The organism is Porphyromonas macacae DSM 20710 = JCM 13914 (genome assembly GCF_000379945.1).
In the GTDB taxonomy this organism is placed as follows: Bacteria; Bacteroidota; Bacteroidia; order Bacteroidales; family Porphyromonadaceae; genus Porphyromonas; species Porphyromonas macacae.
Map to the genome: position 1 here is coordinate 84,666 of NZ_KB904150.1, position 23,882 is coordinate 108,547.

The window sequence follows — 23,882 nt, forward strand, 5'->3', positions numbered from 1 at the left end:
TTAAATTAAAGACTCCGGGATAACGTTATTTTGCTCATTATCCAGATGCTCCATAGCCTCCGAAGAATATTCGATACGGTGTAGAGCGGTTAATGCAGCCAACAGATGTTCGCCCCAATACTCTGCAAAATAATGTCTGCATCGACCGATTGCAGAAAGTAAAGCCATTTCATTTTCTTCGCGAATTATACCCAAAAGGTTGACAACATTTTGATATACGTCTGCTAAATATTCCGCTATGTTCGCCGCGATCGGAGCATCGCTGTATTGCATGTCGTTGTGTGTGGCTGTAAGGAATGTGTTGTAGTTTCCGAGCAAGCTGCTTACTTTTCCCATAAGCAGGTTGTAGGTGTCTTCATCCACATAATCTTCCACATAGTTTTCCGGATCATATTCGTATGCCGGCAGAAGAGCTGTTTTTACGTATAACAGCCCCAAAATTCGTGTCAGACGACTTACAAATTCTGAGGGTGTAAAGTCTGAAGCCTGCTCCATCATAGCTGCAAAATTCACCCCAACAGTGGCAAACTCTATGATTTCTTTGCCCATAAAACCGGCGGAAGAGTTCTCTTTTCGTTTCATATAACAAAGTTATAGCTTTTGTTCCATTTTATGGAACAAATACGAAATCTGCATTGTATAAAAGCCAAAAATCAAGGAGCTATTCGAGGAAGGGATATTACGGAGTAGCTGGAAGGTAAATAAAAATAAATGAGAATGGGGAACAATATGTCGAAAGGTTGAAGAAGTAGAGCAAAGGCTGTGTGTTTCGCATTTTCAATTCGTCAATAATTTTATTGCCTCTGATCGAGAGTTGACAAAATTTATTTGTTTGCCTTTGTTACTTTCAAAAATAAAATCGTTTAAACTCTTGTTCTGAAACTTAGAAAAATCTCCAACAATTATCAATGGCATTCGATATTGAGCAAATTTTTGGAGTATATCTCCTGCTATTTTAGTTTTTAGGTCGAAAAAAGCAGGTATAATATTCTTTTCGTAGACAATGATTTTATCAAATCCCTGATAATATAAATTCCCCAATAAGTCTAATCCGTCTTCGATAGATCTTAAAATTATTTTGTCTGTTATGATTTCAGCCACCTTTATGTTGCCGATATTGTGTGTTTCGATTTTCATACTACGAAGAGAAGATACGGATTAAGATTTGCCTATGAAAAGAAAAAGTGTAGCGTATCTATTGATACTTTACAGATAAGACGACACAAAAAGAACTTGCTCCGTCTTTGTGGAGTAAGTTCTTTTCTCTTATTTACTTTGATATATCACCTTGCTCAATATCTAAATATATCTAATTTTTGAGTTTGTGATAATATAAAACTCTACAACTCTATCGGATAAACTTTATTGTATGTTGACTTGATTTATCCAAACTTGAATTCTGTCTTGGTTTATATTGAAATTCTGCAACATAAAATTCGTGTTATATCCAATCCTCTTATTAAAGCACAATTTTCCGTTTAGATATATCCGTACTTTCTTTCCCGTATCTATCATTTCTGGAGATATATTCACCGAGAAAGATTTTACACAAGAGGTTTCAATTCGAAAGATGTTATTTTCATACTTTGCTATTATCTTACCCGATTTACGAGGAAAGTCGAAAGCCATTCGATCCACTTCCATAACTACAAGGCTATCTTTTTCGTCGTATTTCAGCCAACGATTGATTTTGAAGTTCTTTACTTTGTGCCAGTCTTTTCTCACAGCCAACGTATCGAGTTTAATATTGGAAAGCCAATCAATATCTCCATAGCATTCATCGTCAAACTCCCAAGATATTTCTTTTGGAAAAGGATTTCTTTGTCGCTTAAGAAGGTCTGCAAATAAAATTCCATAGGCTGGCTCTGATTCATCGAACTGAGGAAACGAGTGCGGAAACCCATTGTACCGATACTCTTTGTAATCGGCATTGATACTATTCATCAGCTGGGTGAAATCGTCGTTTGCATTGGGTGGATAGTAGTAATCCTCATCTGTTGAGAAGTTGATAAATGAGCGGTTTTTGATATTCTCTACAAAAGTGCCTCCTGTAAAGACTTTTGGATAAGTATTGAAACCATAGAAACCTGCAAATAAAGTTGGCTGTTTCATCAGATACGAGAAAGATCCTGTCGCCCCATTGGAGTGTCCTGAAATAAACACTTTATCATCATCCACATTGAGTGCCTTTTTGACAAGCGCAACTATCTTAGGAATCATAAAGAAGCCGTCATCGGAAGTCATCCAATTGAACTTTCCGCTACCTTTCGGAAAAACCAATATCACATCATTCTGTTCAGCGTACTTCGTGTAATATCTATTCCAATCATAGAGTACCCAAGAGGCAAGCTGATAATCAGATAGCTGATTATATCTGACAGCCCCATGCAAAAAGAATAGCAGTGGATAGCTCTTGTTAGGGCTGTAATTTTTAGGAATATGTACAAAAAACGAGGTTTTAACCGAATCATTTATTGCAAACGAAATAGAGTAATTCTGTCTTTTCTTGGATAAATATCCATTCTTCTTTCGGATTTCCTTATATAGAGTCTTGCCGTCTTTTACTTTGTATAGTGGAACTTTATTGGAAGCATAAAATTCTTTTTCATTTACGTTCAATTCTTCGTAAAAAGTTAGCTTCGCTTTCAGAGCTTTTTGTTTCAATTCGTTCCACCTTACATCTGAGAGCAAATTCTTATACTCATTTTCAGACTCATCTCCAAGGATATAACTCCAATTTGGTTCCCAAGGGAGGTTCGGCTTTAGTTCAAATAAAAGAGTAAGATATTTGAAAGCCTTGTCATTCTCTTTTAGGTCAGATGCAAGAACAGAAGCTTTGTACAATCCAGTCTCATCGATGCTATCAGGAAAAAGAGAGAAAGCACGTTCGTACATATCAAAAGACTTTCTGTAACCTACAGTATCTTTCGCTTCCCACATAGTCTCTAAAGCCTCTTTCGTTAGTTTAGAATAATTCTCTTGCCCATGCAGAGGGATACATGCAAACACATAAAAAAGAATGATACACTTTGTTATTCGTTGGTTCATCTTGAGTGCTTTAATCACAAACTTAACCTCCCTGACTGTCAACTTTTTCAGGACATTTCAACTCAAAAACATACAGATAGAAATTTACTTAATTTTAAAATCCTTTTGTTTTTTTAATTTAACAAGCAAGAAGAGAAAGGTAATTAAGAATAACCAACCTGCAAGGATGGCTCCATAAATAAAGTTAATTTTAATATCATAGAGAAAACTCATAATAAACATTCCGACTATAGCCGTTACGACTGCATATACCAATGTGAATAGCGTATTTTTATACATTTGCCTTTTAAAAAGGAATGGGATTGCCTCTCCTTTATATTTCCATTCTTTAATTTGTTCATTTTTTGATTATTATTCATTTTAATGGCAAAAAACGTTTTAATATCTTCTATAGACATACAAATTCTTGCAAAGTGCCGCAGACTCGAACCGCTCTCTTCAATGCTATAAGTGTCTCCAACCTTACAGGTTAATTTTCCATTTACAGATTCTCATAATAAAGATAATAATTTGTTTGGAACGTGCAGCGATTTTATCCTCAATTGCAGATTACAGTATCGGATACAACGATGCAACAGAATTAGGGAAAAATCATTCGGAAATTTAAAGGTTCTTTCTTTTTCTGGTTTTTGTTAATTAATTTCTGAATATATCTAATTTGGGAATCTGAAATATCGCTAAAAAATTGACGTGTACTGAAAAAAGTTGACACTCGAGGCGGTCAAAAAAGCAGTAATTATGTCTAAACATTTGACCGACTCCGAGCGTCTGAGAATTTTAGAGGAATATCTCGTGAGCTCCCAAAGCAAGTATGCCATCGCCAAGAAGTACCGCATTGCTCAGTGTCTTATTAACGATTGGCTTCGTAAATTTGGTCTTGAAGACAAAATTCCTCAAGACCCGATGAAAACATCCCCCGTTGCCAAGAGCGATTTAACGCTCAAAGAAAGAGAAGAATCAGAACGTTTACGTTAAGAGAATCGTTTGCTCAAGACCAAGCTCAAATGCGAAAAAGAGTGTCAACCTGAAATGGTTTTTAGAAAAACAGTATAAATTTAATCACGAACTTAACAGCCCCGAGTGACTTTTTTCAGTACACATCAGGACAAAAATTCTCTGCCTGATGGTTGAAAATTCTTCAGGCAAAGAATAAAAATCCAAGTTAACTTGGTTGAAAATTCTTAGCGCTACGGATTTTTATCTCTACGGGATAGAGTAATCAATAGAACATTTGCAGAAGTTATATTTGTAAAAAAGGGAGGGCATCACAAAGGAAGTGATGCCCTCTCCTTCAATATTTATAGTTTGAAGTTTATCTTTATTCTTCAACGAGAAATACTTTATATAAGGGAGTCCTTTCTCGAAAAGAATGATTTATCCGATATTTTACACTTCGGAAAATCTTCTGGTGCGAGCCATCATACATGCTCCGATTACACCTGCTTTCTCTCCTAAGCAAGCTGTAATGATATCGGTATCTCTATTTACAAGATTTAGAGAATAAGTCCTGACAACAGTCTGTATGGCTTGTTTCAGATAATCTCCTGTTTGTGACAAAGTGCCGCCGATGATAACCAGCTCCGGATTGAATATATTGATTAGCGTTGCTACTTGTCGGCCCAGATTTCGTCCCATTTCTCCGAGGATTTCCAGACAAAGGATATCTTCCTGGTTACATGCTTCTATAATGTCGCTAAATGTAATCTCTTCCTCGTTTTCCACTTTTTTGCTCAGAATGGAACTTTCTTTGTTTTGAATATGCTCCAGAAGTATCCTGTGCATGGCCAAACCGCTGACTTCTGTTTCCAAACAACCCTTTTTGCCGCAATGGCATAAAATCTGATTATCGTAAGAGCTGATATGCCCGAATTCACCGCTGAAACCGGATTTACCCATATAAATCTTTCCGTCCAGAATGATACCGAGTCCCAATCCCCAGCTAAGGTTTATATACAGTACATGTTTATAGTCTTTACCCAGACAGCATCCCTGTGTATACTCTCCGTAGGCCATTCCACGCGTGTCGTTGTCGATGGTTACACGCAGGCCTATCTTTTGGGAAATTATTTCGGAAAGAGGTCTTTCATCTCCGAAATTGAACAGAATATGGCTGAAGCCGGTTTTCGGATTGATTCGTCCCGGCAGGTTTATATTGATGTTGAGAATATTTTTCTCTGAAACTTCTCCTTCCTCTATAAACTTTTTGATGATGTTGCACAGTTCGTTCAGTCTTTCTGGTGAACTTTCAAGCTTAAAAGGAATGTCATATTCGACGCGCTTCATGTCTCCCACCATATCGATGAGGCCGATGTTGATAGAGGTGTATTTGACATCTACTCCTATAAAATAACCGGAATCCGGATCCAGACCGTACAAAATAGGGTAGCGACCTCCGGTTGTTTCCAACTTTCCATAGTCTTTGATACAACCGAAATCAATCATATCCGTAATGAATTTGGTTACGGTAGGTACGCTCAAATTCAATATCTTGGCCAACTCGGTAATGGTGGCAGGCCCGTTTTCTATGTGGTGAGCTATGATCTTTCTCTTTATTTCCGAGGCTTTTGATCCTTGCTCTAATTCTGTTAATAATTCTTGGTTCATGATGAGTCTATTTATTCTAAATACGTTTCCGTATGGCTTTTTATTGTTTTATATATAATTCTTTTTGATGTTTTGTACATCGAGCAGGCTGAGGAAAATAGAGAATTATTCTTTTTTCTTTGTTTTCTCCTTTTGTTTATGAATTGTTGTTGTATGTTTTTGCAATCTTTTGTTGGGTCTTTTTCTTCTCTTTTTTTCCTCTGTTCTTAAATTGGGATTGTAGGGCGGGCAAGGACCAAACTCTTCGTCTATCGGTATTTTGTAAATGCTTTTCCCCAGAAATTTTTCAATTTTGGAGAAATTATACTGTTCGGCAGGGGAAACGAACGTTATGGCCAATCCTTCTTCGTTGGTTCCTCGTGCTGTCCGGCCTATTCTGTGTACATAATCTTCTGCGTCATGAGGTATATCTATGTTTATAACAAGTTTTATGTCTTCGATATCGATACCTCGCGCCACAATGTCTGTAGCTACCAAAACATCGATATAGCCATTTTTGAAATCCCTCATGACCTGCTCTCGCTGTAACTGATCGAGGTCGGAGTGCATATCTGCGGCATTAAAATGCAGTTTCTTCAATTCTCGAGCCAGTTCGCGAACTTTGAGTTTCGATGATGCGAAAATCAGTGTACGTGTGGGCGGAGATTGTTTGAACAATTTGGTTAGAATCGGTATTTTTTGATGTTCAAAACAGATGTATGCAGACTGAATTATGCTCTCCGGCGGTCGAGAAATGGCTATTTCGATAAATTGAGGTTTCTTCAAGATCGTTTCTGCCAACTTTTTGATTTTAGGCGGCATGGTTGCAGAAAACATTACCGTTTGTACGTTTTGTGGTAACTGTTTGTATATCTGCATAATATCATCGTAAAACCCCATATCCAGCATTCTGTCTGCTTCGTCCAAAACAAAAAAAGAAACATGAGACAGGTCGGCAGATCCGATATTCAACATTGATATTAATCTGCCGGGTGTTGCTATGATTATGTCGCATCCCATATTTATTCCTCTTTTTTGCTGTTCCCAAGCTATACCGTCTGTGCCACCGTATATTGCAACGGCAGAAACCGGTAAAAAATAGGAAAAACCCTGTACTTGCTGATCTATTTGTTGTGCCAATTCTCTGGTTGGCGCCATAATTACAGCATTTACATGTGACTCTGAATATGTTCCGCTGCTTAATTTGTCCAAAATCGGGAGGATATATGCAGCCGTCTTGCCTGTGCCTGTTTGTGCACAGGCAATCATATCGTGTCCTTCTATTATAAGAGGTATGGTAGCTGCTTGCACGGGAGTAGGCTCATAAAAGTTCATGGCATCCAACCCGTCTAAAATCTCATCGTGCAAGTCAAAATCATCAAATTTCATTTTCTCGGAGTAATATCTGCAAAAATAGTTAAATTTTTAATGAAATTGGCCTAAAGTATCGATTATTTCATCAATTTGGTGGTCCGAAAATTTTTTAATCTTTATCTGTTGCTTCTGATTTATCATTTGTTTTGAATAAAAAACCATAATAATTATTTTATTGCATAAAGGAGGCCAATCTTATGAATAAAGTGCGATAAAATTTTGTTTTTAAGATGAGGCCGATTCTCTTCTATTTATTGAGAAACAAGTTCGATGTGAAAAGACAATGAATGTAAATGACGGGCATATTTACTTTCCTTCTATCTGAAAGGCTGATGTATGTTTATCTCTTTTCTTTTTATGTTTGTTTGAGGTGTGGTATATGAGAGAAAAGGAGATAACCAAAGGAGAAAAAAAATAATTAATCAATTTTATCCGGTCGATATAGAAAAAACAATATAGAAGTCAGGTTATTTGATTAATGCTTCGCTGATTTCTATAGAATATTTGCTACTTTTATCTGTGCGCTAAAATCTTATTGAAATATGTATTCCTAATTCTATGCCTATGAGAATTAACAAAGGCTGTTGTAGCCTTTTGCTGTTAACGGTTACAATGATTTTATTCGTATCCTGTCATTCCGGGGATGTAGATCCCATGATAGATATACAACAGAAAAAGGATAGTATTTATGCCCTGTTGGATTCATCCGTTTCTACGGATTATATAAAGAGCGAGCTTTTGGAAAGCGTTCAAAAAGAGGACAGGTTGTCTTCGATGATTTATTATAAAATTTTGGGTAAGAGAATGCGTTCTGAAGCACAGTTTATAGAATCGGTACACTTTAACCGGAAATACCTTGAAGAAGCGGTGTTTTTTAATGATACCCTGGAAATAACAGAGGCATTGAATAACTTGGGCACTGATTTCAGGCGGTTGAGTATGTTTAGCGAAGCCTCCAATTATCATTATAAAGCCTTGAATATATCGGAGCAATATTCAAAAAAGCATGATCCGGGCTTTCGTGGGTATATCTACTCATTGAACGGATTGGGAAATGTCAGTTTATCTTTACGGAATTACAATGAAGCAGAGAGTTTTTTTAGAGAGGCGCTTAATCATGAACTGGTACAAGATAATAATTTGGGAAAGGCGATTAACTATGCCAATATCGGTTCCTGTTTTGAGTTAAGAAATCAATACGATTCAGCTCGATATTTTTATAATAAATCTTTAGAATGCAATATCCGTGCCGGTTCCGCTTTGGGAAAGGGCTTGTGTTATACTCATTTAGGCAGGTTGCATGAAATAGGGAAAGATTTTATCAAAGCGAAAGAGCAATATAAGTTGGCCTATGATGTGATGTTTGAAAAAACAGATAAATGGCATTGGCTTGAGCCGGTTATTTCTTTAGCCCGTATAAACTTTTACTTGAATAATTATAGCGATTTTTTGAAGTTGATATCCCAAGCTGAATCTACAGCAAAAGAAATCAAATCTCCGGAGCATTTGGTACAGGTATATTCTTTACAATCTGAATACTATGAACAAAAGGGCGATTATGAAAAAGCTTTTGAACTGTTCCGGCAGAGCGAGCTTATGCAAGACAGCACGGTAAATCTTGTCAAAGCCAATGAGTTTACCGATTTCAGGATAAACTACGAGCGTGAGAAAGGTCGCAGACAGATTAAATCTTTAGAAGAATTGAATCTGAAGAAAGAGAAAACCAATCGTTATACATTGATTATTGCCGGTCTTGTCTTTTGCATTTTGTTTTTTGTATTTATTCTTGGTTTTTATATTTTTCGCCAACGTACTAAAACAAATAAGATATTGAAAGATATCGAGCGTTTCAGATCTAACTTTTACACTTACATCACTCATGAATTCAGAACACCTATTACTGTAATTCAGGGGCTTAGTGAGCAGATGGAAAATAAAGAGTTGAGCCGTGAAACACAGTTGGAATATCTTAAGTCCATCCGCAGACAAAGTAATAATTTGTTGTGGCTTGTCAATGATATCATGGATATCAGCAAACTGAAAAGTCGTGTCAATAAACCTGATTGGAAACAAGGGAATATTGTGGTATACATAAATATGCTTTCTGAAACTTTTAAATTGATAGCAGCTCAAAAGGATATAAACTTGGTGTTTCAGTCTGAGAAAGAGGATATAGAAATGGATTTTGTACCATTTTATATTGACAAAATTATCAATAATCTGATGTCCAATGCCATTAAAAATACTGATGCAGGAGGTGAAATTTATATCAATATCGCAGAACCCAGTGAAGATTTGATTTCTATTCGAGTTTCCGATACCGGACAGGGGATTGATGAAGAGGATTTGAAAAATATATTTTCACTGTTTTATCAGGGATCAAATGTGAAATCCAATGTTGGTTCAGGGGTTGGATTGTATTTTACGGAGTTGTTGGTTAAAGGTATGAATGGAACTATAGATGTGGAAAGTGTAAAAGGAGAGGGTGCTACTTTTATAATTCAATTTCCTAAGCGTACAAAATCCGGGTCTCGTTTGGATTTTTGGAATATAAATTCGCCTATGAATCCGATTTTTCCCATTGTAGATTCTATACAGTCTCGTATGGAGGATATAAATAATGAATGTTCTATGCTGTCTGATGAAAATAAAGATGTTGATGAAAAATATTGCATTTTGGTGGTAGAGGACAATAATGATGTCATTAATTATATAAAGACTTTGCTGCAAGATCAATATAACGTGATATTGGCGAATAATGGTAGGGAAGCTTTAGCCAAAGCCTCTGAGGCAATGCCGGATATTATTGTTTCAGATATTATGATGCCTGAAATAGATGGCTACGAACTCTGCACTTCAATTCGGGAATCTTCATTGTTAAATCATATTCCGGTCATACTCTTGACTGCTAAATCTTCGGTAGAAGACAAGATACAAGGATTGAAGTCCGGAGCAGAAGCTTATCTTAAAAAACCTTTTGATGCGGAAGAATTACTTTTGCTTATAGAAAATATATTAAGTAGAAGGCAACTGTTAAAAGAGAAATATTTGACAAAAATAGAGCAACATGTTTCCGACATTCGAGTGGAGTCCGAAAAAGATGACAAACCTTACTATGACGATGATAAGATGAATTTTATTTTAAAAGTCACCCGAATTATTGATGAAAATATACAGAATCCGGCTCTGACTACATCTTTTATTGCATCTCAACTCTATATGAGTGTTTCCCAGCTTAATCGAAAATTGAATGCTATTATCGGTTGTTCTACATCAAATCATATTATTCATATAAAAATGAAGAAAGCAAAAAAGCTTTTACGTGGAAGCGAGATGAACATTACCGAGATTGCAGAATTGTGCGGTTATTATGATTTGCCTTATTTTTCTAAAACATTCAAAAAAATGACCGGATATACTCCTACGCAATACCAGCAACTTTCAGACTTGGATATATAAAGTATTATTTCTTGTTTGTAGTTTTTAATGTGCTGTAAATCAGATGATTTGTATCTGATTTATGCGCAATAAATACAAATGGCAATGGGTAAATTGCTTGAATAATACAAATAAATGACAAAAAAAGACAATTGATTTTTTCTCAGAATAGAGATATTTGTGATAGATAATTAAGACGATTAAATTTTTCTGTACCCAAAGTGTTAGGAAAAATTTATTCTAAAAGATATCATCTTTTCGTTTAATTATGAATTGCACAAAATCTATCTGGGATAAGATAGTTGGTATGCCGGATATTGAATATCGGCATCTAAGTTTCGATGGGAATACATTTATTTAGGTGATTAAGGAGTTCGTCTGGGAAGATCGACTCCTTTTTTATTTTCTATCCATCTTCTTGAAGGGACAGCAACTTATGGATTGGGTTATACAGATAACAAATGACTGTTTCTAAAAAAGTAAAAAGGTTTTCTTGAGAACCAGGAAAACCTTTTCGATAATCAGTCGGGATGACTGGATTCGAACCAGCGACCACTCGCCCCCCAGACGAGTACTCTAACCGGACTGAGCTACATCCCGAAAGCGTTGCAAAGGTAGTAAAATTATTTGTTCAAACAAATGTTTCTCTGTAAAAGTCCAGACTCTCTTTGATGTCGTTTTCGTTGTCTATTCGAGACAGGGAAAAACTCCCCGGATACTCTATCGATATATAGCGTATAGCTTTATTTCTGTTCTTTTTGTCTAATGTCATCAGGTGAATCAATTGTTTGTAATGTTTGCATTCAATCGGTATTTTTTTGTAAAAAGAGCTGAAGGAGTGAAGCATATCTCTTACAAGTGCTGTAGAGCCATTGTTTTGTAGAGCCGAGAGGTAGAGTTCGCAGATCATGCCGGCAAAGACCGCTTCCCCGTGCAAAACCGGCTGTAGTTCATTAGACGGATTGTTGCAAAGAGATTCGATAGCATGTCCGAAAGTGTGCCCGAAGTTTAACTGGGCCCTGATGTTTGAAGTTTCTTTCTCATCGGCTTCCACGATGCGTTGCTTAAACTCTATATTCGTTTTTATGAAAACTTCCCAGTTTATTTCTTTTATGTTTGATGTAATTTCTTTCAAAGAACGGAAGTCTTTTTCTCCGGATAGAATGGCGTGTTTGATTGCTTCTGCAAAACCGCTTAAAAGTTCGCGTTGCGGTAATGTTTTTAGAAATTCGGGTAAAATTAAAACCTCGGAGGGTTGGTGAAATGTGCCTGCCAGATTTTTTATCCGGTCAATATTTATGGCTGTTTTGCCGCCTATGGATGCATCGATCATCGATAGCAGGGTGGTGGGAACATAGATACATTGAATACCTCGCATATAGGTAGAGGCTGTAAAGCCCGAAAGATCAGTTATGGCCCCGCCTCCGATCGCTATAATTCGAGCTTCACGATCTGCTCCGTTTGCAGAAAGAAATTTCCATAAATCGGTTACACTTTCAATATTTTTATATGCTTCTTCGTTTTCAATCAGGCAAACCCGGCAAGACCGTTCAACAGTCTTTGCCAATATCGGATGTAATTCGGCAACCCTGCGACTCATGAAAGCAAAAAGCTTACCGGAGGCAGAATACTCTCCGATAAGCTTTATTAGCTCTGTGCAATTATTTAGGTATTTGATAATAGTCATTTCATCTTTTTAGGCAAAGCCCAATTCCGATTTCATTACCTTTAACGCTTCGGGCAAGCCTTCAATTCGTTTTCCTCCGGCTGTCGCGAAGTGAGGCTGGCCACCGCCACCTCCTTGAATCTGTTTTGCGGCGGTGCGTACCAAATTGCCGGCGTTAAACTTTTCAGTAATATCTTTGCTCAACATCACGGTCAGTGTCGGGCGTCCCTGATCTTTGGTTGCTCCTAAGAGACAGAAAGAGCCCTTAATTTCTCCCGATACCTGAAAAGCTATATCCTTTACGATATCTGCAGGTATTTCCCCTTCGATTACGAAAAGCCGGATACCATTTTGCTCTTCTTTCTGCTCCAAAATAGATTGTTTGATTTGGGCTGTGCGTATTTTGGACATTTCTGCTACTTGCTTTTTCAGAGTACTTTCTTCTTCTAAAATCTTTTCCAGAGCTTTTACCGGCATTGGGTTATTGCCTAAAAGCTCTTTTAATTCATTGAGCAGGTCTGCCTGTTTGTAAAGATAAGCTTCCGATTGTACGCCTGTAACAGCTTCTATACGCCTTATGCCGGCTGCAATGGAGCTTTCGTTAATTATCCTGAATACTCCGATCATGCCGGTGGAAGGGATGTGAGTTCCGCCGCATAACTCTATGGAGGTTCCGTATTTCAATACGCGCACGCTGTCGCCGTATTTCTCCCCGAACAGAGCCATAGCTCCCATTTCTTTAGCTTGCTGAATGGGGATATCGCGAAATTCTTCCCGTTTGTAGTCTTTGCGAATACGCTCATTGACCAGTATTTCCACCTTTCTGATCTCCTCCGAAGACAGTTTAGAGTAATGGGAGAAGTCAAAACGTAAAACATCGGCGCTGACAAAAGATCCTTTTTGTTCGACATGCGAACCAAGCACTTCTCTTAAAGCTTCGTGCAACAGGTGTGTTGCCGTATGATTTGCTTCGGCTGACAATCTTTTTTCAAAGTCGATCTTCGCCACAAAAGTTCCGCTTGTTTCTGCGGGTAACTTTTTCATCAGATGAACAGGCAGGTTGTTTTCCTTTTTGGTATCATAAACAGCATACTTTTTATTGTTGCTGTCAATCAGCCAGCCGGTATCACCGACTTGTCCTCCCATCTCGGCATAAAATGGGGTTGTGGATAAAACAACTTGGTAAAACTCCTGTTTATTTTGTTTTACTCGTCGATAACGCAGTATTTCCGTGTTACATTCTGTTTTATCGTAACCGACAAATTGAGTTTCTCCGTTTTTTAATATTACCCAGTCCGAAGCATCGATGCTGGCAGCATTTCGGGCACGCTCTTTTTGCATATTCATTTGTGCCTCAAATCCAGCTTCGTCCACAGTCATATCGTGTTCGTTCAGAATCAGAGAAGTCAAGTCGAGGGGGAATCCATAGGTGTCAAAAAGAATGAAAGCATCTTCACCATTCAGTATTTTTACACCCTGTTCCCGTGCTTCGGCAATTTTCTTGTCCAGTAACCGTATACCCGTTTCCAGTGTACGCATGAAGCTCTCTTCTTCTTCCTTGATTACTTTTTCTATCAGTTCGCGCGAGTGAATCAACTCGGGGTATGCTTCACCCATTGTTTCGATTAAAACGGGGATGAGGCAGTACATGAAAGCTTCTCTCCGGTTCAGGAAAGTATACCCGTATCTTACCGCACGACGAAGGATGCGGCGGATAACGTAGCCGGCTTTTGCATTGCCTGGCAACTGTCCGTCCGTAATTGCAAAAGCAATAGTCCTGATATGATCTGCTATGACACGCATGGCTATATCCGTTTCCTCGCTTTTACCGTAAGAAATTCCCGTTAGCGTGCTGATGGCAGACAATATGGGTGTGAAAATGTCTGTGTCGTAGTTTGATGTTTTTCCTTGTATGGCCATACATAAACGCTCAAAACCCATGCCTGTGTCTATAACCTTGTTGGGTAGAGGTTCTAATGAGCCGTTGGCTTTACGATTGTATTGCATAAAGACCAAATTCCAGATCTCGATCACTTGCGGATGATCGCTGTTTACCAATTCGCGCCCCGGTTTGTTTTTTTTCTCCGATTCAGGGCGTAAATCGATGTGTATTTCGGAGCAGGGGCCGCAAGGACCGGTGTCTCCCATTTCCCAGAAATTATCGTGCTTATTACCTGATAGTATTCTTTCTTTTGGTAGAAATGCTTCCCATAAAGATGCCGCTTCTGTATCGGGAGCCAGATTTTCAGGCTCATAACCCTCAAAAACAGTAACGTATAAAAGATCCGGATCTATTTTTAACACATCTGTCAGATACTCCCATGCCCAGGCGATGGCTTCTTTTTTGAAATAATCTCCAAAAGACCAGTTGCCGAGCATTTCAAACATCGTGTGGTGGTAGGTATCTCTTCCTACTTCTTCCAGATCGTTGTGCTTACCGCTTACTCGCAGACATTTTTGTGAATCTGCAACTCTCTTATATTGAGCTTCTGCATTACCCAGAATAATATCTTTGAACTGATTCATCCCCGCATTGGTAAACATCAATGTAGGGTCATCCTTAATTACCATTGGTGCAGAAGGAACGATATGGTGCTGTTTCGATGCAAAGAAAGTTTTGAAACTTTCTCTGATCTCTTTTGATGTCATCATATATTTATAATATGCTAAATATTAATTTTTTTTGCAAAAATAGCCTATTTTCCTTTATTTCAAGATTATGAGAGCCTTTTTCGGTATACCATACCGGTTGTAAGGCTGTCGCTTTCTCCGTTTTGTTTTTTATGTGTCTTGATTATTCATTTTCAGAGATGAAAATTTTGTTGGCAGAAGGCGGAGGTGCTGCCGCTCCCCATTCTTTATTCGGGTATTTACCCATTTTCAGCGTAAGCACATTGCCGTCTATCAGTTCCCTGTGTTTTATCCAGGGACGGTTGAGTTTTTTTCCATCCAATTCCGCATTCTGTATGTATTTGTTTTCTTCACTCAGGTTCACGGCTTTAATGGTAAACGTCTTGTTGTTGGATAAGTGTATCGTTACTTCCGGGAAGAAAGGCGTTCCTATGTTGTACGAGGCCATTCCCGGGGTTACCGGGTAAATACCCATCATGGAGAAAACGACAAAAGCACTCATGCCTCCTCCATCTTCATCGCCGGGTACACCCATGAGATCGTTTCTGAACCAGGTGCCGATAAGTTTTCTTATCATCTTCTGCGTTCTCCATGGCTGACCGGCATAGTTGTAGAGATAGGGTATGTGCAAACCGGGTTCGTTGGCCATGCTGAATTGCCCTACATTACCGGTTTGATCGGGTAACTGATGATAGAAGTTGAACTTATTTATACTGATGGGAGTACGGAATGTTTCATCCAGATAATTTACAAACTGTTCTTTACCTCCCATTAGATATAATAGATCTGCCACATTGTGTTGCACATCCCACCGGTAGGTATAGGCATTATTTTCGTCGTAATAATCCCTCGCTCCCAATCCGCCGGAAAGCTCATAATCAAATGGCATGATGAATTTGCCTTTATTGTCGCGGGGGTGGAAAAATCCGGTTTCGTAATTGAAAAGCGATCTGTAGTCATAGCTTTTTCTCAGCCACTCTTTTGCTTCTTTGATATGTCCGCCGAAAGTGGCTAACTGGCTCAGGCACCAATAGTCGTAGCATGCTGCTAAGGTTACGGCTACGGCCTGTCTTTTTTCCCATAGCGTGATATATGGCTCTGTTTCCTTCTCTCCGGGTTTGAGAGCCGGCAGATAACCGTGTTCATCCATATATTTATCCAGAGGTGTTTTAGGCATGCGCGTCCAGGGGACCTGAGATTTTTCTCTCATGGTCTTGGTTCCTGCCTGATAAGCAGCACTCAAGTTAAAGCCGGTGATACCTTTGGCATAAGCATCTGCCAGAGTAGCAATGGCGTGATTGCCATTCATCCGGTGACTGTCTCCCGTTACTTCAGGGAAAGTCGGTAGCCAACCATCCTTGCTTTGCTCTGCCATACGAAGAAAAGAGTGTATCATATAAGCCTCTTTTTCCGGGTCGATGAGGATGCGTAGCGGATGTACGGCGCGGTAGGTATCCCATATCCAGTCATCCGTATAGAAAGGTATCCCTTCGTCATCGTGAACTTCGTTATCGAATGCACTGAAGTATCTGCCATCTTCCGAGATGCAGATCATTCTTTCATAAGTCCGGTACAGACTTGTATAGAAAACATTTCGTTGCTCGGCTGTTCCCCCCGATACCTCTATTTTGCCGAGGGCTTTTGCCCATTCGTTGCGCCCTTGTTTAGCTACTACATCGACTACATACGAGGATATTTCACGTTCGAGATTTTTCTTTGCCTGTTCTATGCTGATAAAAGAAATACCGTAACGCATGGCCACGGAGTGCTCTTTGTCGTCAAACTTGAGTACGATTGTTTGGGGTGCATGTGAAACAGTCGAGTCGACAGGCGTTTGTACAATGTCTATGGGTTTTTTCTGAAATTCCGCATACAGATAAACAAATGTGCTGTCTTTCAAATGTTCGACTCCTGTTATCGTATTGTCTTTAACTTCAAGATTTCCTTTGTCCGTTTGTAATGCTATGGCTCTTCCTTTCTTACCGGTAAATTCAAAATTGTATAGAGCACTCTGATTCATTGGAGCGAAATCCACCTGTATCATTTCATCGTCAAGTAAAACCTGATAGCGGTAAGGTGTAATCACTTCGTTGTCGTACGTATAATGATGCTTTATGGGTAGAGAATCGGGCGAAGAGCTTAAGGGGAAGAGCTTGAAGGCTGACTTTCCGCGATGGCTGGTTACGATTACAGGCAGGCCGTTGAGCGTTTCACCGGTGTAATCCGCACGCTCCGGATACACCCGGAGCATACTGTTCGGTAAATGTACGGTGGGGTAGGTCGGCACCAAAAGATGGCTGATATTGCCCATGTAAGGATTTACGCAATCTACCGGTGCATCGTAACTGTCTGTCAGGCTTGCTTTATTACAGGCTGTGACGGTTGAAACGAGCAGAAGGATTAGCCCCCATAAATGTTGTTTATTGATATTCATGACTGAATGGTATTTTATTTGGAAGGATCCGTACTGAACGAATAAGGCCGGTCTGCGGTTAGAGTTCCTCTTTCTTTGTTCGGTTGGGTGCTCATGGTGAATACGAGTTTACCTCCTTCTGTCAATTCTTTATGAGTCAGGTAGCATCTGCTGGAAGGAATACCGTTAATCGTCAGCGATTCTATATAAGGGGTGGTATCGTTGTTGCCTTTGGCTTCGATAACCGTTGGTTTATATCTGTCGCCACCGGGAAAAAGGGTGATACGCGGGAAAAGCGGAGAGCCCAGAACATACTGATCTGTGCCGGGACAAACAGGGTAGAATCCCATTGCTGAAAACACGTACCAGGCAGAGGTTTGTCCGTTATCTTCGTCTCCGCAGTAGCCATCGGGGTTCGGTGTATAGAGTTTGTTCATGACTTCTCTCACCCGTGCCTGTGCCTTCCAGGGTTCGCCGGCATAGTTATAAAGATAGATCATGTGCTGGATCGGTTGATTGCCATGTGCGTAGTTACCCATGTTCGTGATTTGCATTTCCCTGATTTCGTGTATTACGAAACCGTAATAACTCTCATCGAAGATCGGTGGCAGTTTGAATACATGATCGAGCATATCGGTAAAAGCTCCATCACCACCCATCAGGTCTATGAGTCCCTGCACATCGTGAAAAACAGACCATACATAGTGCCATGCATTACCTTCGGTGAAAGCATCTCCCCATTTCAACGGTTCGAATGGCTCCATCCAGCGGCCGTTTTTCAAACGCCCTCTCATCAAGTTGCTCGTCGGGTCGAAAAGAGTTCTATAGTTGAGTGCGCGCGAAGCATACGTTTCCCACTCTTTTTCCGGCCTTCTCATGCTTCGTAGCAGTCTGTATATGCACCAATCGTTATAGGAGTATTCCAAAGTACGTGCTACGCTTTCGTTGATGCCTGCATTATAAGGCACGTAACCCAGTTTATTGTAGTATTTATACCCTAAGCGTCCGGTGCTTTTCACTGTCGGATGCACATTATTCGCTCCGTGGACGACGCCCTTTGCCAGCGTCTTCTTATCTGCCACACGAATACCCTTGATGAAAGCATCTGCTAAAACAGAGGCCGAGTTGTTGCCCACCATGCAGTCCCGATGTCCGGGGCTTGCCCATTCGGGGAAGAAACCGCTTTCTTTGTAAGTATTGATCAGGCCTTCCTGGATTTTTTTGTTCTCTTCCGGATACAGAAGATTCAGCAGAGGAAAAAGGGAGCGGAACGTATCCCAAAAACCCGTATCGGTGTACATGTATCCCTGTTCTATTTTTCCGTTGTAAGGGCTGTAGTGTACGATTTCCTGTTTTCCGTTGATTTCGAAAAATCTTCTCGGGAAGAGTAAACTCCTGTAAAGAGCACTGTAAAAAGTACGCATCTGATCCGTTGTACCGTCTTCCACGATGATTCTTCCCAGTAGATCGTTCCAAACCTTTCGTCCTGCTCTTTTTACCGTTTCGAAATCCCGATTGCCGATTTCTTGCAGATTTAACTGTGCTTGTTCCTGACTGATGAAAGAGGAGGCTACTTTGGCAATGACGTAAGGGTTCTTCCTCACATCGAAGCGCACGGCCAATTGTGTGTGCGTGCCTTTTTCGGTATCTTCTTTAACCCATTTTTTTACTTCCAAAATGGGCCTGTCCAATTTGATGATGAAGTGGCAACGGAAATTTTCCGGCACGCCACCGCTGTTTTTTGTGGTGTAACCGCTGATGATGTTAGAACCTTCTGCCGCCTGAATATCCGAACCGCCGTCGAAACCGTCGATAATCAGCCATGGGGTGGGAAAACCGTTGTCTACTCCGGGACGAGGGTAAAGGAAACGAAAAACAGCAGCACGCTCTGTGGGGGTTAGCTCGGCTTTGATATTATAATCGGCTAAATAAACACTATAATAATAAGGAGTAACCGTCTCCGCCTTGTGGCTGAACCATGAAGCTCTTTTGTCTTCATCGAATACCGGTTCATTGCTGATGATGGGCATCAGGCTGAACTGACCGTAGTCGTTGATCCACGGACTCGGTTGGTGTGTTTGCTTGAACCCTCTGATCTTGTGCGCATTATAAGTATATTGCCATCCGTCTCCCATCTTGCCCGTTTGCGGTGTCCAACTGTTCATTCCCCAGGGGCGCGCAATTACAGGATAGGTATTACCGTTGCTCAACTCGAAACTGCTTTGGGTTCCTATAAGGGGGGAAACCATATCGACAGGGCCAAAACCATCGTCTAAAGGAGGAGCGCCTGTTTGGGATAATCCTGAAAAGGGCAATGTCGTAAAAATGGCAATCAAGAGCGTTGCCATGTGGTATCGTCTGTTCATTTTTTATGGTTGAATTTTATTTATGCTGATTTTTCTGATTGTATCGAGAAGTTCTTCATCCGACATTTGCGGGGAATATTCTTCATAAGGGAGTCTGAAGTTGCAACCCTCTTTGTAGGCACTGCACCCGAAGGCCTTATTGCCTCTGATGATATACCCTCTACCGCATTTGGGGCAAACGGGAGGCGTATTCGAGTGAGATACCGCTTCGCTTGCCGCTCCCGGTCTGTTGGGTGTACTGAGTACCTGATTGACCAACTGTGTTGTTTGAGCTTTCAGTTCTGAAATGAATTGAGCTGCTTCCAGTTCCTTTCTTTCTATTTGCCGAAGCTTGTATTCCCATATCCCGGTCAGTTCAGGGCTTTTCAGCAGTTCGTAGTTTATGGTTTTCATCAGTCCGCTTCCGATAGTCGTCGGTTTGAGGCTTTTTCGTTCTTTGACGATATATCCGCGTTTGAAAAGCGTTTCAATGATATTCGCACGGGTACTTGGTCGTCCTATGCCGTTTTCTTTCATTGCTTCGCGCAGTTCTTCGTCATCCACTGTCTTTCCTGCCGTTTCCATAGCCCGTAGCAATGTGGCCTCCGTATACGGTTTGGGTGGTTGGGTTTGTTTTTCTTTCACTTCCGGCTTGTGAGGTCCGCTTTCCCCGCTCACGAATGCCGGCAGTACTTTGTTCTGCGGTTCTTCTTCTTCTTTGTTGGTTTTATTTTCTTCGTCTTCCTCTTCGGTTTGATCATTGGTGAAGATGGCTTTCCAGCCCGGTTTAAGTATCTCTTTGCCGGTAGCCTTAAAAGGTATATCGGCAGATTCGCCGAGTACCGTTGTGGTGCTGATCTCACAATCAGGATAGAAAGAGGCAATAAAATGACGGGTAATGAGGTCGAAGACAATCAGTTCTTTTTCGGTTAAATTTCCGGGTCGTTGTCCTGTCGGAATAATGGCGTGGTGATCTGTAACTTTTTTATTGTCGAAAACCTTTTTACTTTTTTTAAGCGGTTTGCCGTTTAGCAGCGGGGCGGTAAACTCTTGATAATCTGCAAGCCCTCGCAGGATATCCGGAATTTTGGGATAGATATCATCGCTTAGATATGTTGTGTCTACGCGCGGATAGGTGGTCAGTTTCTTTTCATATAAACTTTGAATGATGCCGAGTGTTTCTTCTGCCGAAAGATTGAATTTCTTATTGCAGGAAACTTGCAGGCTTGTCAGGTCAAATAGTTTAGGTGGCAGTTCTTTCCCCTTTTTTTGTGAGATATCCTTGATCAGAAAAGGTTCGGATGCTATTTTGGATAAAGATTCGTTCGCTTCTTCCTGTTTATCGAATTTACCCTTTTGTGCCGAAAATGTCACTTCCCGGTATTGCGTGCTCAGTGTCCAGTATGTCGTAGGGATGAAGTGGTCGATTTCGTTTTGCCTTTGCACGATAAGAGCCAGCGTGGGAGTTTGTACTCGTCCGATACTGAGCACCTGTCCCTGTTGGTTATTGTATTTGAGGGTATAAAGCCGTGTAGCGTTCATTCCCAACAACCAGTCTCCGATGGCACGGCACATTCCTGCTTCGTACAGCGATTGGAATTCATGCTCTTCTCTAAGATTTTGAAAACCCTCTTTGATGGCCTGATCTGTCATCGAAGATATCCATAAACGCTTTACCGGCAATGTGTTTCCACACATTTGCAAGACCCATCGCTGGATCAACTCACCTTCCTGACCGGCATCGCCGCAGTTGATAACCATCCTGGAGCGAGAAATGAGATCTTTAATAATCTTACCCTGTTTTTCGTATGAGGTCTGCGGAATAAATTTGATGCCGAAACGGGCGGGAATCATCGGTAACGTACTTAGATCCCACCGTTTCCAATACAAGTCGTAGTCGTGCGGTTCTTTGAGTGTACACAGGTGTCCGAAAGTCCAGGACACAAAATAGCCGTTTCCTTCCATGTAACCCTCATGGCGTTCATTGGCTCCCAGTATGGAAGCAATATCTCGGGCTACGCTCGGTTTTTCGGCTATACAGAGAATCATGACGATTGTGATGCAACTTGTTTAATCTGTTATCGGTTACAAATATAACTTTAGTAAGCCGAATGAACCACCTTAAGGCATATTTTGCCTTTCTTTCGACTTAACTTTGCAGCATGATGTACAGGAAGATTTTTCGATTGGCTTTGCCCAATATCATTTCCAATATAACCGTACCCTTGTTGACGTTGGTCGATTTGGGTTTGGCCGGACGTATGGGAGCCTCTTCCACCATTGGGGCTGTTTCCGTGGCCGTCGGAGTCGTTAACTTTGTTGTCTGGCTTTTTGCTTTCTTGCGTATGGGCAGTACCGGTTTTACGGCTCAGGCTTATGGCCGATCGGATGTGAGGGACATCTGTTTACAATTGACACGAGGTCTGTTTTTCGCCGTTGCGGGCGGATTTCTTATTATCCTCCTGCGTCCTGTTCTGTATGATTTGTCCGGTTTGATTTCTGCCGGTAGACAGGAGATTAGCGATCAGGCTTTGGACTATTTGAGAGTGGCTTTTCTGGGTGCACCCGCCGCATTGTCTCTTTATGTGTTAAACGGTTGGTTTATCGGTATGCAAAATACACGTGTGATAATGGCGGTGGCAATACTTCAAAACCTTATCAATATCGGTTTGAGTGTGGCTTTTGTTGTCCGGTTTCATTTTGGAGTCGGCGGTTTGGCCTTGGGAACTGTACTGGCGCAATACTCTGCTGTGTTTATGCTGCTGGTAGCCGGTGTACTTAAGTACAGGCGTATTTTACGTTTTATCCGTTGGCAGGATATGTTTTCCACACATAGAATTAGACAGTATCTCCGCATTTCGGTGGATTTGATTATCCGGACGGGTTTGTTGAGTTGTGTGACTCTGTTTTTTACTTATGCCGGAACTAAAATTGGAACTGATGCTGTGGCGGCAAATGCTCTGCTGATGCAGTTATTTACTATATTTTCCTATTTTCTGGACGGTTTTGCTTTTGCGGGAGAGGCGTTGACCGGACGGTTTATCGGAGAAAAGAAATACGATATGCTGAGACAGACCGTTAAAAACATCTTCGTTATCGGTTGGATCATGAGTTTTATTACCACTGTATTGTATTTTCTTTTTCCGCAGGGCTTGCTTTATCTGCTCACGGACGAACAGGAAGTTATAGACTATGCCTTGCATTACGCACATTGGGCTGCTTTAATTCCGTTATGCGGTTTTGCGGCATTTCTATGGGATGGTATTTTTGTCGGTGCCACCCATAGCCGTGCCATGCGGTTGACCATGATTGCCGGAGTGACAGCTTTTTTTGTCATTTATTGCTCTGCTTCTGTATTCGGGTTTTTAGCAGAAAGCGGATTGACCATATTATGGATAGCTTTTTTAAGCTATCTGCTTATTCGCAGTTTGATGGGGTGGTATATGGGGCATAAAATAGTAAATAAATAATCTTATGGTTTTAGCAAATTTATCGGAGTCGTATCGTTACGAATGCTTGCATCCGCTTTTTCATGAAGTATTCGAGTATGTAAAACAGCATGATTTGTTACTTATGCCTCCGGGGCGTATCGTTCTCCGGCCTGATATTTTGTTTATCAATAACGACAGGCCTTTGGGCGTACCCGAAGAAAAGCAGGTGTTGGAGGTTCACCGTAATTTTATAGATATTCATTTCCTGTTGGAAGGAAAGGAGAGAGTGGGGTGGAAATCCACCCCCGATTGCCGGGATAAAGTTGTGCCTTACGATGCAGCACGTGACTGTATGTTTTATGGAGACGAACCTGATGGTTATTTCAATTATAAACCCGGCCAGTTTATCATTTTTTGGCCGGAAGATGCGCATGCGACCATTATCGGTGAGGGAACAATCAAGAAGAGCATTGCCAAGGTTCGACTTTAGAGATTCCTGATTTGACATGAATTCGATGTAAGGAATATATTGAATTTATTGCCATTTTTCTTTTACACAGGCCGGTTTTTTCGTTCAGGTAGAGAGCTTGCAGAACTTTTAAGCGAAGCAGGACGAACGTAGTATATCATCTCATTGAAATAAGAACGCAAGTTATTGCAAAATATTGGTGTCCGATAAAAATTTTTGAAGTAATAAATTAAGGGCTGGCTCCTGTATCAGGAAGTCAGCCCTCTTTTCGTTACTTTGTTGTCGCCAAACCAATGCAAGGTAACGATGAGTAAAAGTAAGCATTTCTTCGGACAGCCCATCTATAGTCAGCTGCTCCACCTCTTAGACAAGTCTCAAGTCCTCCAACATAGCCGAACACACACAGGAGAAAGGTACATCAAGCGTTTCGATGCCTGGACCCATCTGGTTGTCATGCTTTACGCCGTAATAAGACGTTTCGACT

15 protein-coding genes, 1 tRNA gene and 1 pseudogene are annotated in these 23,882 nt (G+C 40.6%); 6 read left to right on the forward strand and 11 right to left on the reverse strand.

The window, feature by feature from the left end:
* From A3GI_RS0108305 to A3GI_RS0108315, 3 genes are all read right to left on the reverse strand, one after another.
* Positions 1-582, reverse strand: a complete 582-nt coding sequence (locus tag A3GI_RS0108305) for a DUF5063 domain-containing protein (protein WP_018360994.1) — start codon at positions 580-582, stop codon at positions 1-3.
* 195 nt (positions 583-777) lie between these two features.
* Entirely contained in the window at positions 778-1,101 is a 324-nt protein-coding gene (locus tag A3GI_RS0108310; protein ID WP_238319963.1) for a DUF4180 domain-containing protein, read from the reverse strand.
* Positions 1,102-1,362: 261 nt separating this feature from the next.
* Positions 1,363-3,048 carry an alpha/beta hydrolase-fold protein gene (locus A3GI_RS0108315; RefSeq protein WP_025079462.1) on the reverse strand — a complete coding sequence of 562 codons (1,686 nt, stop codon included), beginning with the start codon at positions 3,046-3,048 and terminating at the stop codon, positions 1,363-1,365.
* Between the two features lie 738 nt (positions 3,049-3,786).
* Between A3GI_RS0108315 and A3GI_RS10925 the strand changes: the two genes are divergently transcribed.
* A complete protein-coding gene (locus A3GI_RS10925) occupies positions 3,787-4,023 on the forward strand; it encodes a hypothetical protein (protein WP_018360998.1) in 237 nt (78 codons plus the stop codon).
* A gap of 411 nt (positions 4,024-4,434) precedes the next feature.
* On the opposite strand, the gene A3GI_RS0108330 is transcribed toward A3GI_RS10925, so the two are convergent.
* Both A3GI_RS0108330 and A3GI_RS0108335 read right to left on the reverse strand, forming a co-directional pair.
* On the reverse strand, positions 4,435-5,652 hold the full coding sequence (locus tag A3GI_RS0108330; RefSeq protein WP_018360999.1) for an ROK family transcriptional regulator: 1,218 nt from the start codon (positions 5,650-5,652) through the stop codon (positions 4,435-4,437).
* A 105-nt stretch (positions 5,653-5,757) separates the two neighbouring features.
* Complete coding sequence (locus A3GI_RS0108335; RefSeq protein ID WP_018361000.1) at positions 5,758-7,020, reverse strand: DEAD/DEAH box helicase; 1,263 nt, start codon at positions 7,018-7,020, stop codon at positions 5,758-5,760.
* A gap of 924 nt (positions 7,021-7,944) precedes the next feature.
* Between A3GI_RS0108335 and A3GI_RS11995 the strand changes: the two are divergent.
* Both A3GI_RS11995 and A3GI_RS10930 read left to right on the forward strand, forming a co-directional pair.
* A pseudogene (locus A3GI_RS11995) lies at positions 7,945-8,229 on the forward strand (tetratricopeptide repeat protein); the annotation flags it as partial.
* A 72-nt stretch (positions 8,230-8,301) separates the two neighbouring features.
* A complete protein-coding gene (locus tag A3GI_RS10930; protein ID WP_244861563.1) occupies positions 8,302-10,464 on the forward strand; it encodes a hybrid sensor histidine kinase/response regulator transcription factor in 2,163 nt (720 codons plus the stop codon).
* Positions 10,465-10,968: 504 nt separating this feature from the next.
* Here A3GI_RS10930 and A3GI_RS0108350 read toward each other — a convergent pair.
* The 6 genes from A3GI_RS0108350 to A3GI_RS0108375 form a co-directional block, all read right to left on the reverse strand.
* Positions 10,969-11,043: transfer RNA gene (locus A3GI_RS0108350), tRNA-Pro, on the reverse strand.
* Positions 11,044-11,074: 31 nt separating this feature from the next.
* The gene (gene aroB / locus A3GI_RS0108355) at positions 11,075-12,130 is read right to left on the reverse strand and encodes a 3-dehydroquinate synthase (protein ID WP_018361003.1); all 1,056 of its coding nucleotides are present in this window, start codon (positions 12,128-12,130) and stop codon (positions 11,075-11,077) included.
* 9 nt (positions 12,131-12,139) lie between these two features.
* Positions 12,140-14,761 carry an alanine--tRNA ligase gene (gene alaS, locus A3GI_RS0108360; protein WP_018361004.1) on the reverse strand — a complete coding sequence of 874 codons (2,622 nt, stop codon included), beginning with the start codon at positions 14,759-14,761 and terminating at the stop codon, positions 12,140-12,142.
* A 142-nt stretch (positions 14,762-14,903) separates the two neighbouring features.
* Positions 14,904-17,174 carry a GH92 family glycosyl hydrolase gene (locus A3GI_RS0108365; RefSeq protein WP_018361005.1) on the reverse strand — a complete coding sequence of 757 codons (2,271 nt, stop codon included), beginning with the start codon at positions 17,172-17,174 and terminating at the stop codon, positions 14,904-14,906.
* Between the two features lie 14 nt (positions 17,175-17,188).
* The gene (locus A3GI_RS0108370; RefSeq protein ID WP_026216026.1) at positions 17,189-19,519 is read right to left on the reverse strand and encodes a GH92 family glycosyl hydrolase; all 2,331 of its coding nucleotides are present in this window, start codon (positions 19,517-19,519) and stop codon (positions 17,189-17,191) included.
* Between the two features lie 3 nt (positions 19,520-19,522).
* Complete coding sequence (locus A3GI_RS0108375; protein WP_018361007.1) at positions 19,523-21,547, reverse strand: DNA topoisomerase 3; 2,025 nt, start codon at positions 21,545-21,547, stop codon at positions 19,523-19,525.
* A gap of 113 nt (positions 21,548-21,660) precedes the next feature.
* On the opposite strand from A3GI_RS0108375, the gene A3GI_RS0108380 reads away from it, so the two are divergent.
* The 3 genes from A3GI_RS0108380 to A3GI_RS11525 all read left to right on the forward strand — a co-directional run.
* Positions 21,661-22,968 carry an MATE family efflux transporter gene (locus tag A3GI_RS0108380; protein WP_238319961.1) on the forward strand — a complete coding sequence of 436 codons (1,308 nt, stop codon included), beginning with the start codon at positions 21,661-21,663 and terminating at the stop codon, positions 22,966-22,968.
* Positions 22,969-22,972: 4 nt separating this feature from the next.
* Complete coding sequence (locus A3GI_RS0108385) at positions 22,973-23,419, forward strand: YhcH/YjgK/YiaL family protein (RefSeq protein WP_018361009.1); 447 nt, start codon at positions 22,973-22,975, stop codon at positions 23,417-23,419.
* 285 nt (positions 23,420-23,704) lie between these two features.
* The coding region (locus A3GI_RS11525; protein ID WP_018361010.1) for a DUF4372 domain-containing protein at positions 23,705-23,882 on the forward strand (178 nt) is incomplete at its 3' end.

What these genes read in the sequence shown, in the direction of transcription:
- A3GI_RS0108305 (WP_018360994.1), bottom strand. Translation starts at nt 582, where the DNA reads ATGAAACGAAAAGAGAACTCTTCCGCCGGTTTTATGGGCAAAGAAATC.
- A3GI_RS0108315 (WP_025079462.1), bottom strand. Translation starts at nt 3,048, where the DNA reads ATGAACCAACGAATAACAAAGTGTATCATTCTTTTTTATGTGTTTGCA.
- A3GI_RS10925 (WP_018360998.1), top strand. Translation starts at nt 3,787, where the DNA reads ATGTCTAAACATTTGACCGACTCCGAGCGTCTGAGAATTTTAGAGGAA.
- A3GI_RS0108330 (WP_018360999.1), bottom strand. Translation starts at nt 5,652, where the DNA reads ATGAACCAAGAATTATTAACAGAATTAGAGCAAGGATCAAAAGCCTCG.
- A3GI_RS0108335 (WP_018361000.1), bottom strand. Translation starts at nt 7,020, where the DNA reads ATGAAATTTGATGATTTTGACTTGCACGATGAGATTTTAGACGGGTTG.
- aroB (WP_018361003.1), bottom strand. Translation starts at nt 12,130, where the DNA reads ATGACTATTATCAAATACCTAAATAATTGCACAGAGCTAATAAAGCTT.
- alaS (WP_018361004.1), bottom strand. Translation starts at nt 14,761, where the DNA reads ATGATGACATCAAAAGAGATCAGAGAAAGTTTCAAAACTTTCTTTGCA.
- A3GI_RS0108365 (WP_018361005.1), bottom strand. Translation starts at nt 17,174, where the DNA reads ATGAATATCAATAAACAACATTTATGGGGGCTAATCCTTCTGCTCGTT.
- A3GI_RS0108370 (WP_026216026.1), bottom strand. Translation starts at nt 19,519, where the DNA reads ATGAACAGACGATACCACATGGCAACGCTCTTGATTGCCATTTTTACG.
- A3GI_RS0108375 (WP_018361007.1), bottom strand. Translation starts at nt 21,547, where the DNA reads ATGATTCTCTGTATAGCCGAAAAACCGAGCGTAGCCCGAGATATTGCT.
- A3GI_RS0108380 (WP_238319961.1), top strand. Translation starts at nt 21,661, where the DNA reads ATGATGTACAGGAAGATTTTTCGATTGGCTTTGCCCAATATCATTTCC.
- A3GI_RS0108385 (WP_018361009.1), top strand. Translation starts at nt 22,973, where the DNA reads ATGGTTTTAGCAAATTTATCGGAGTCGTATCGTTACGAATGCTTGCAT.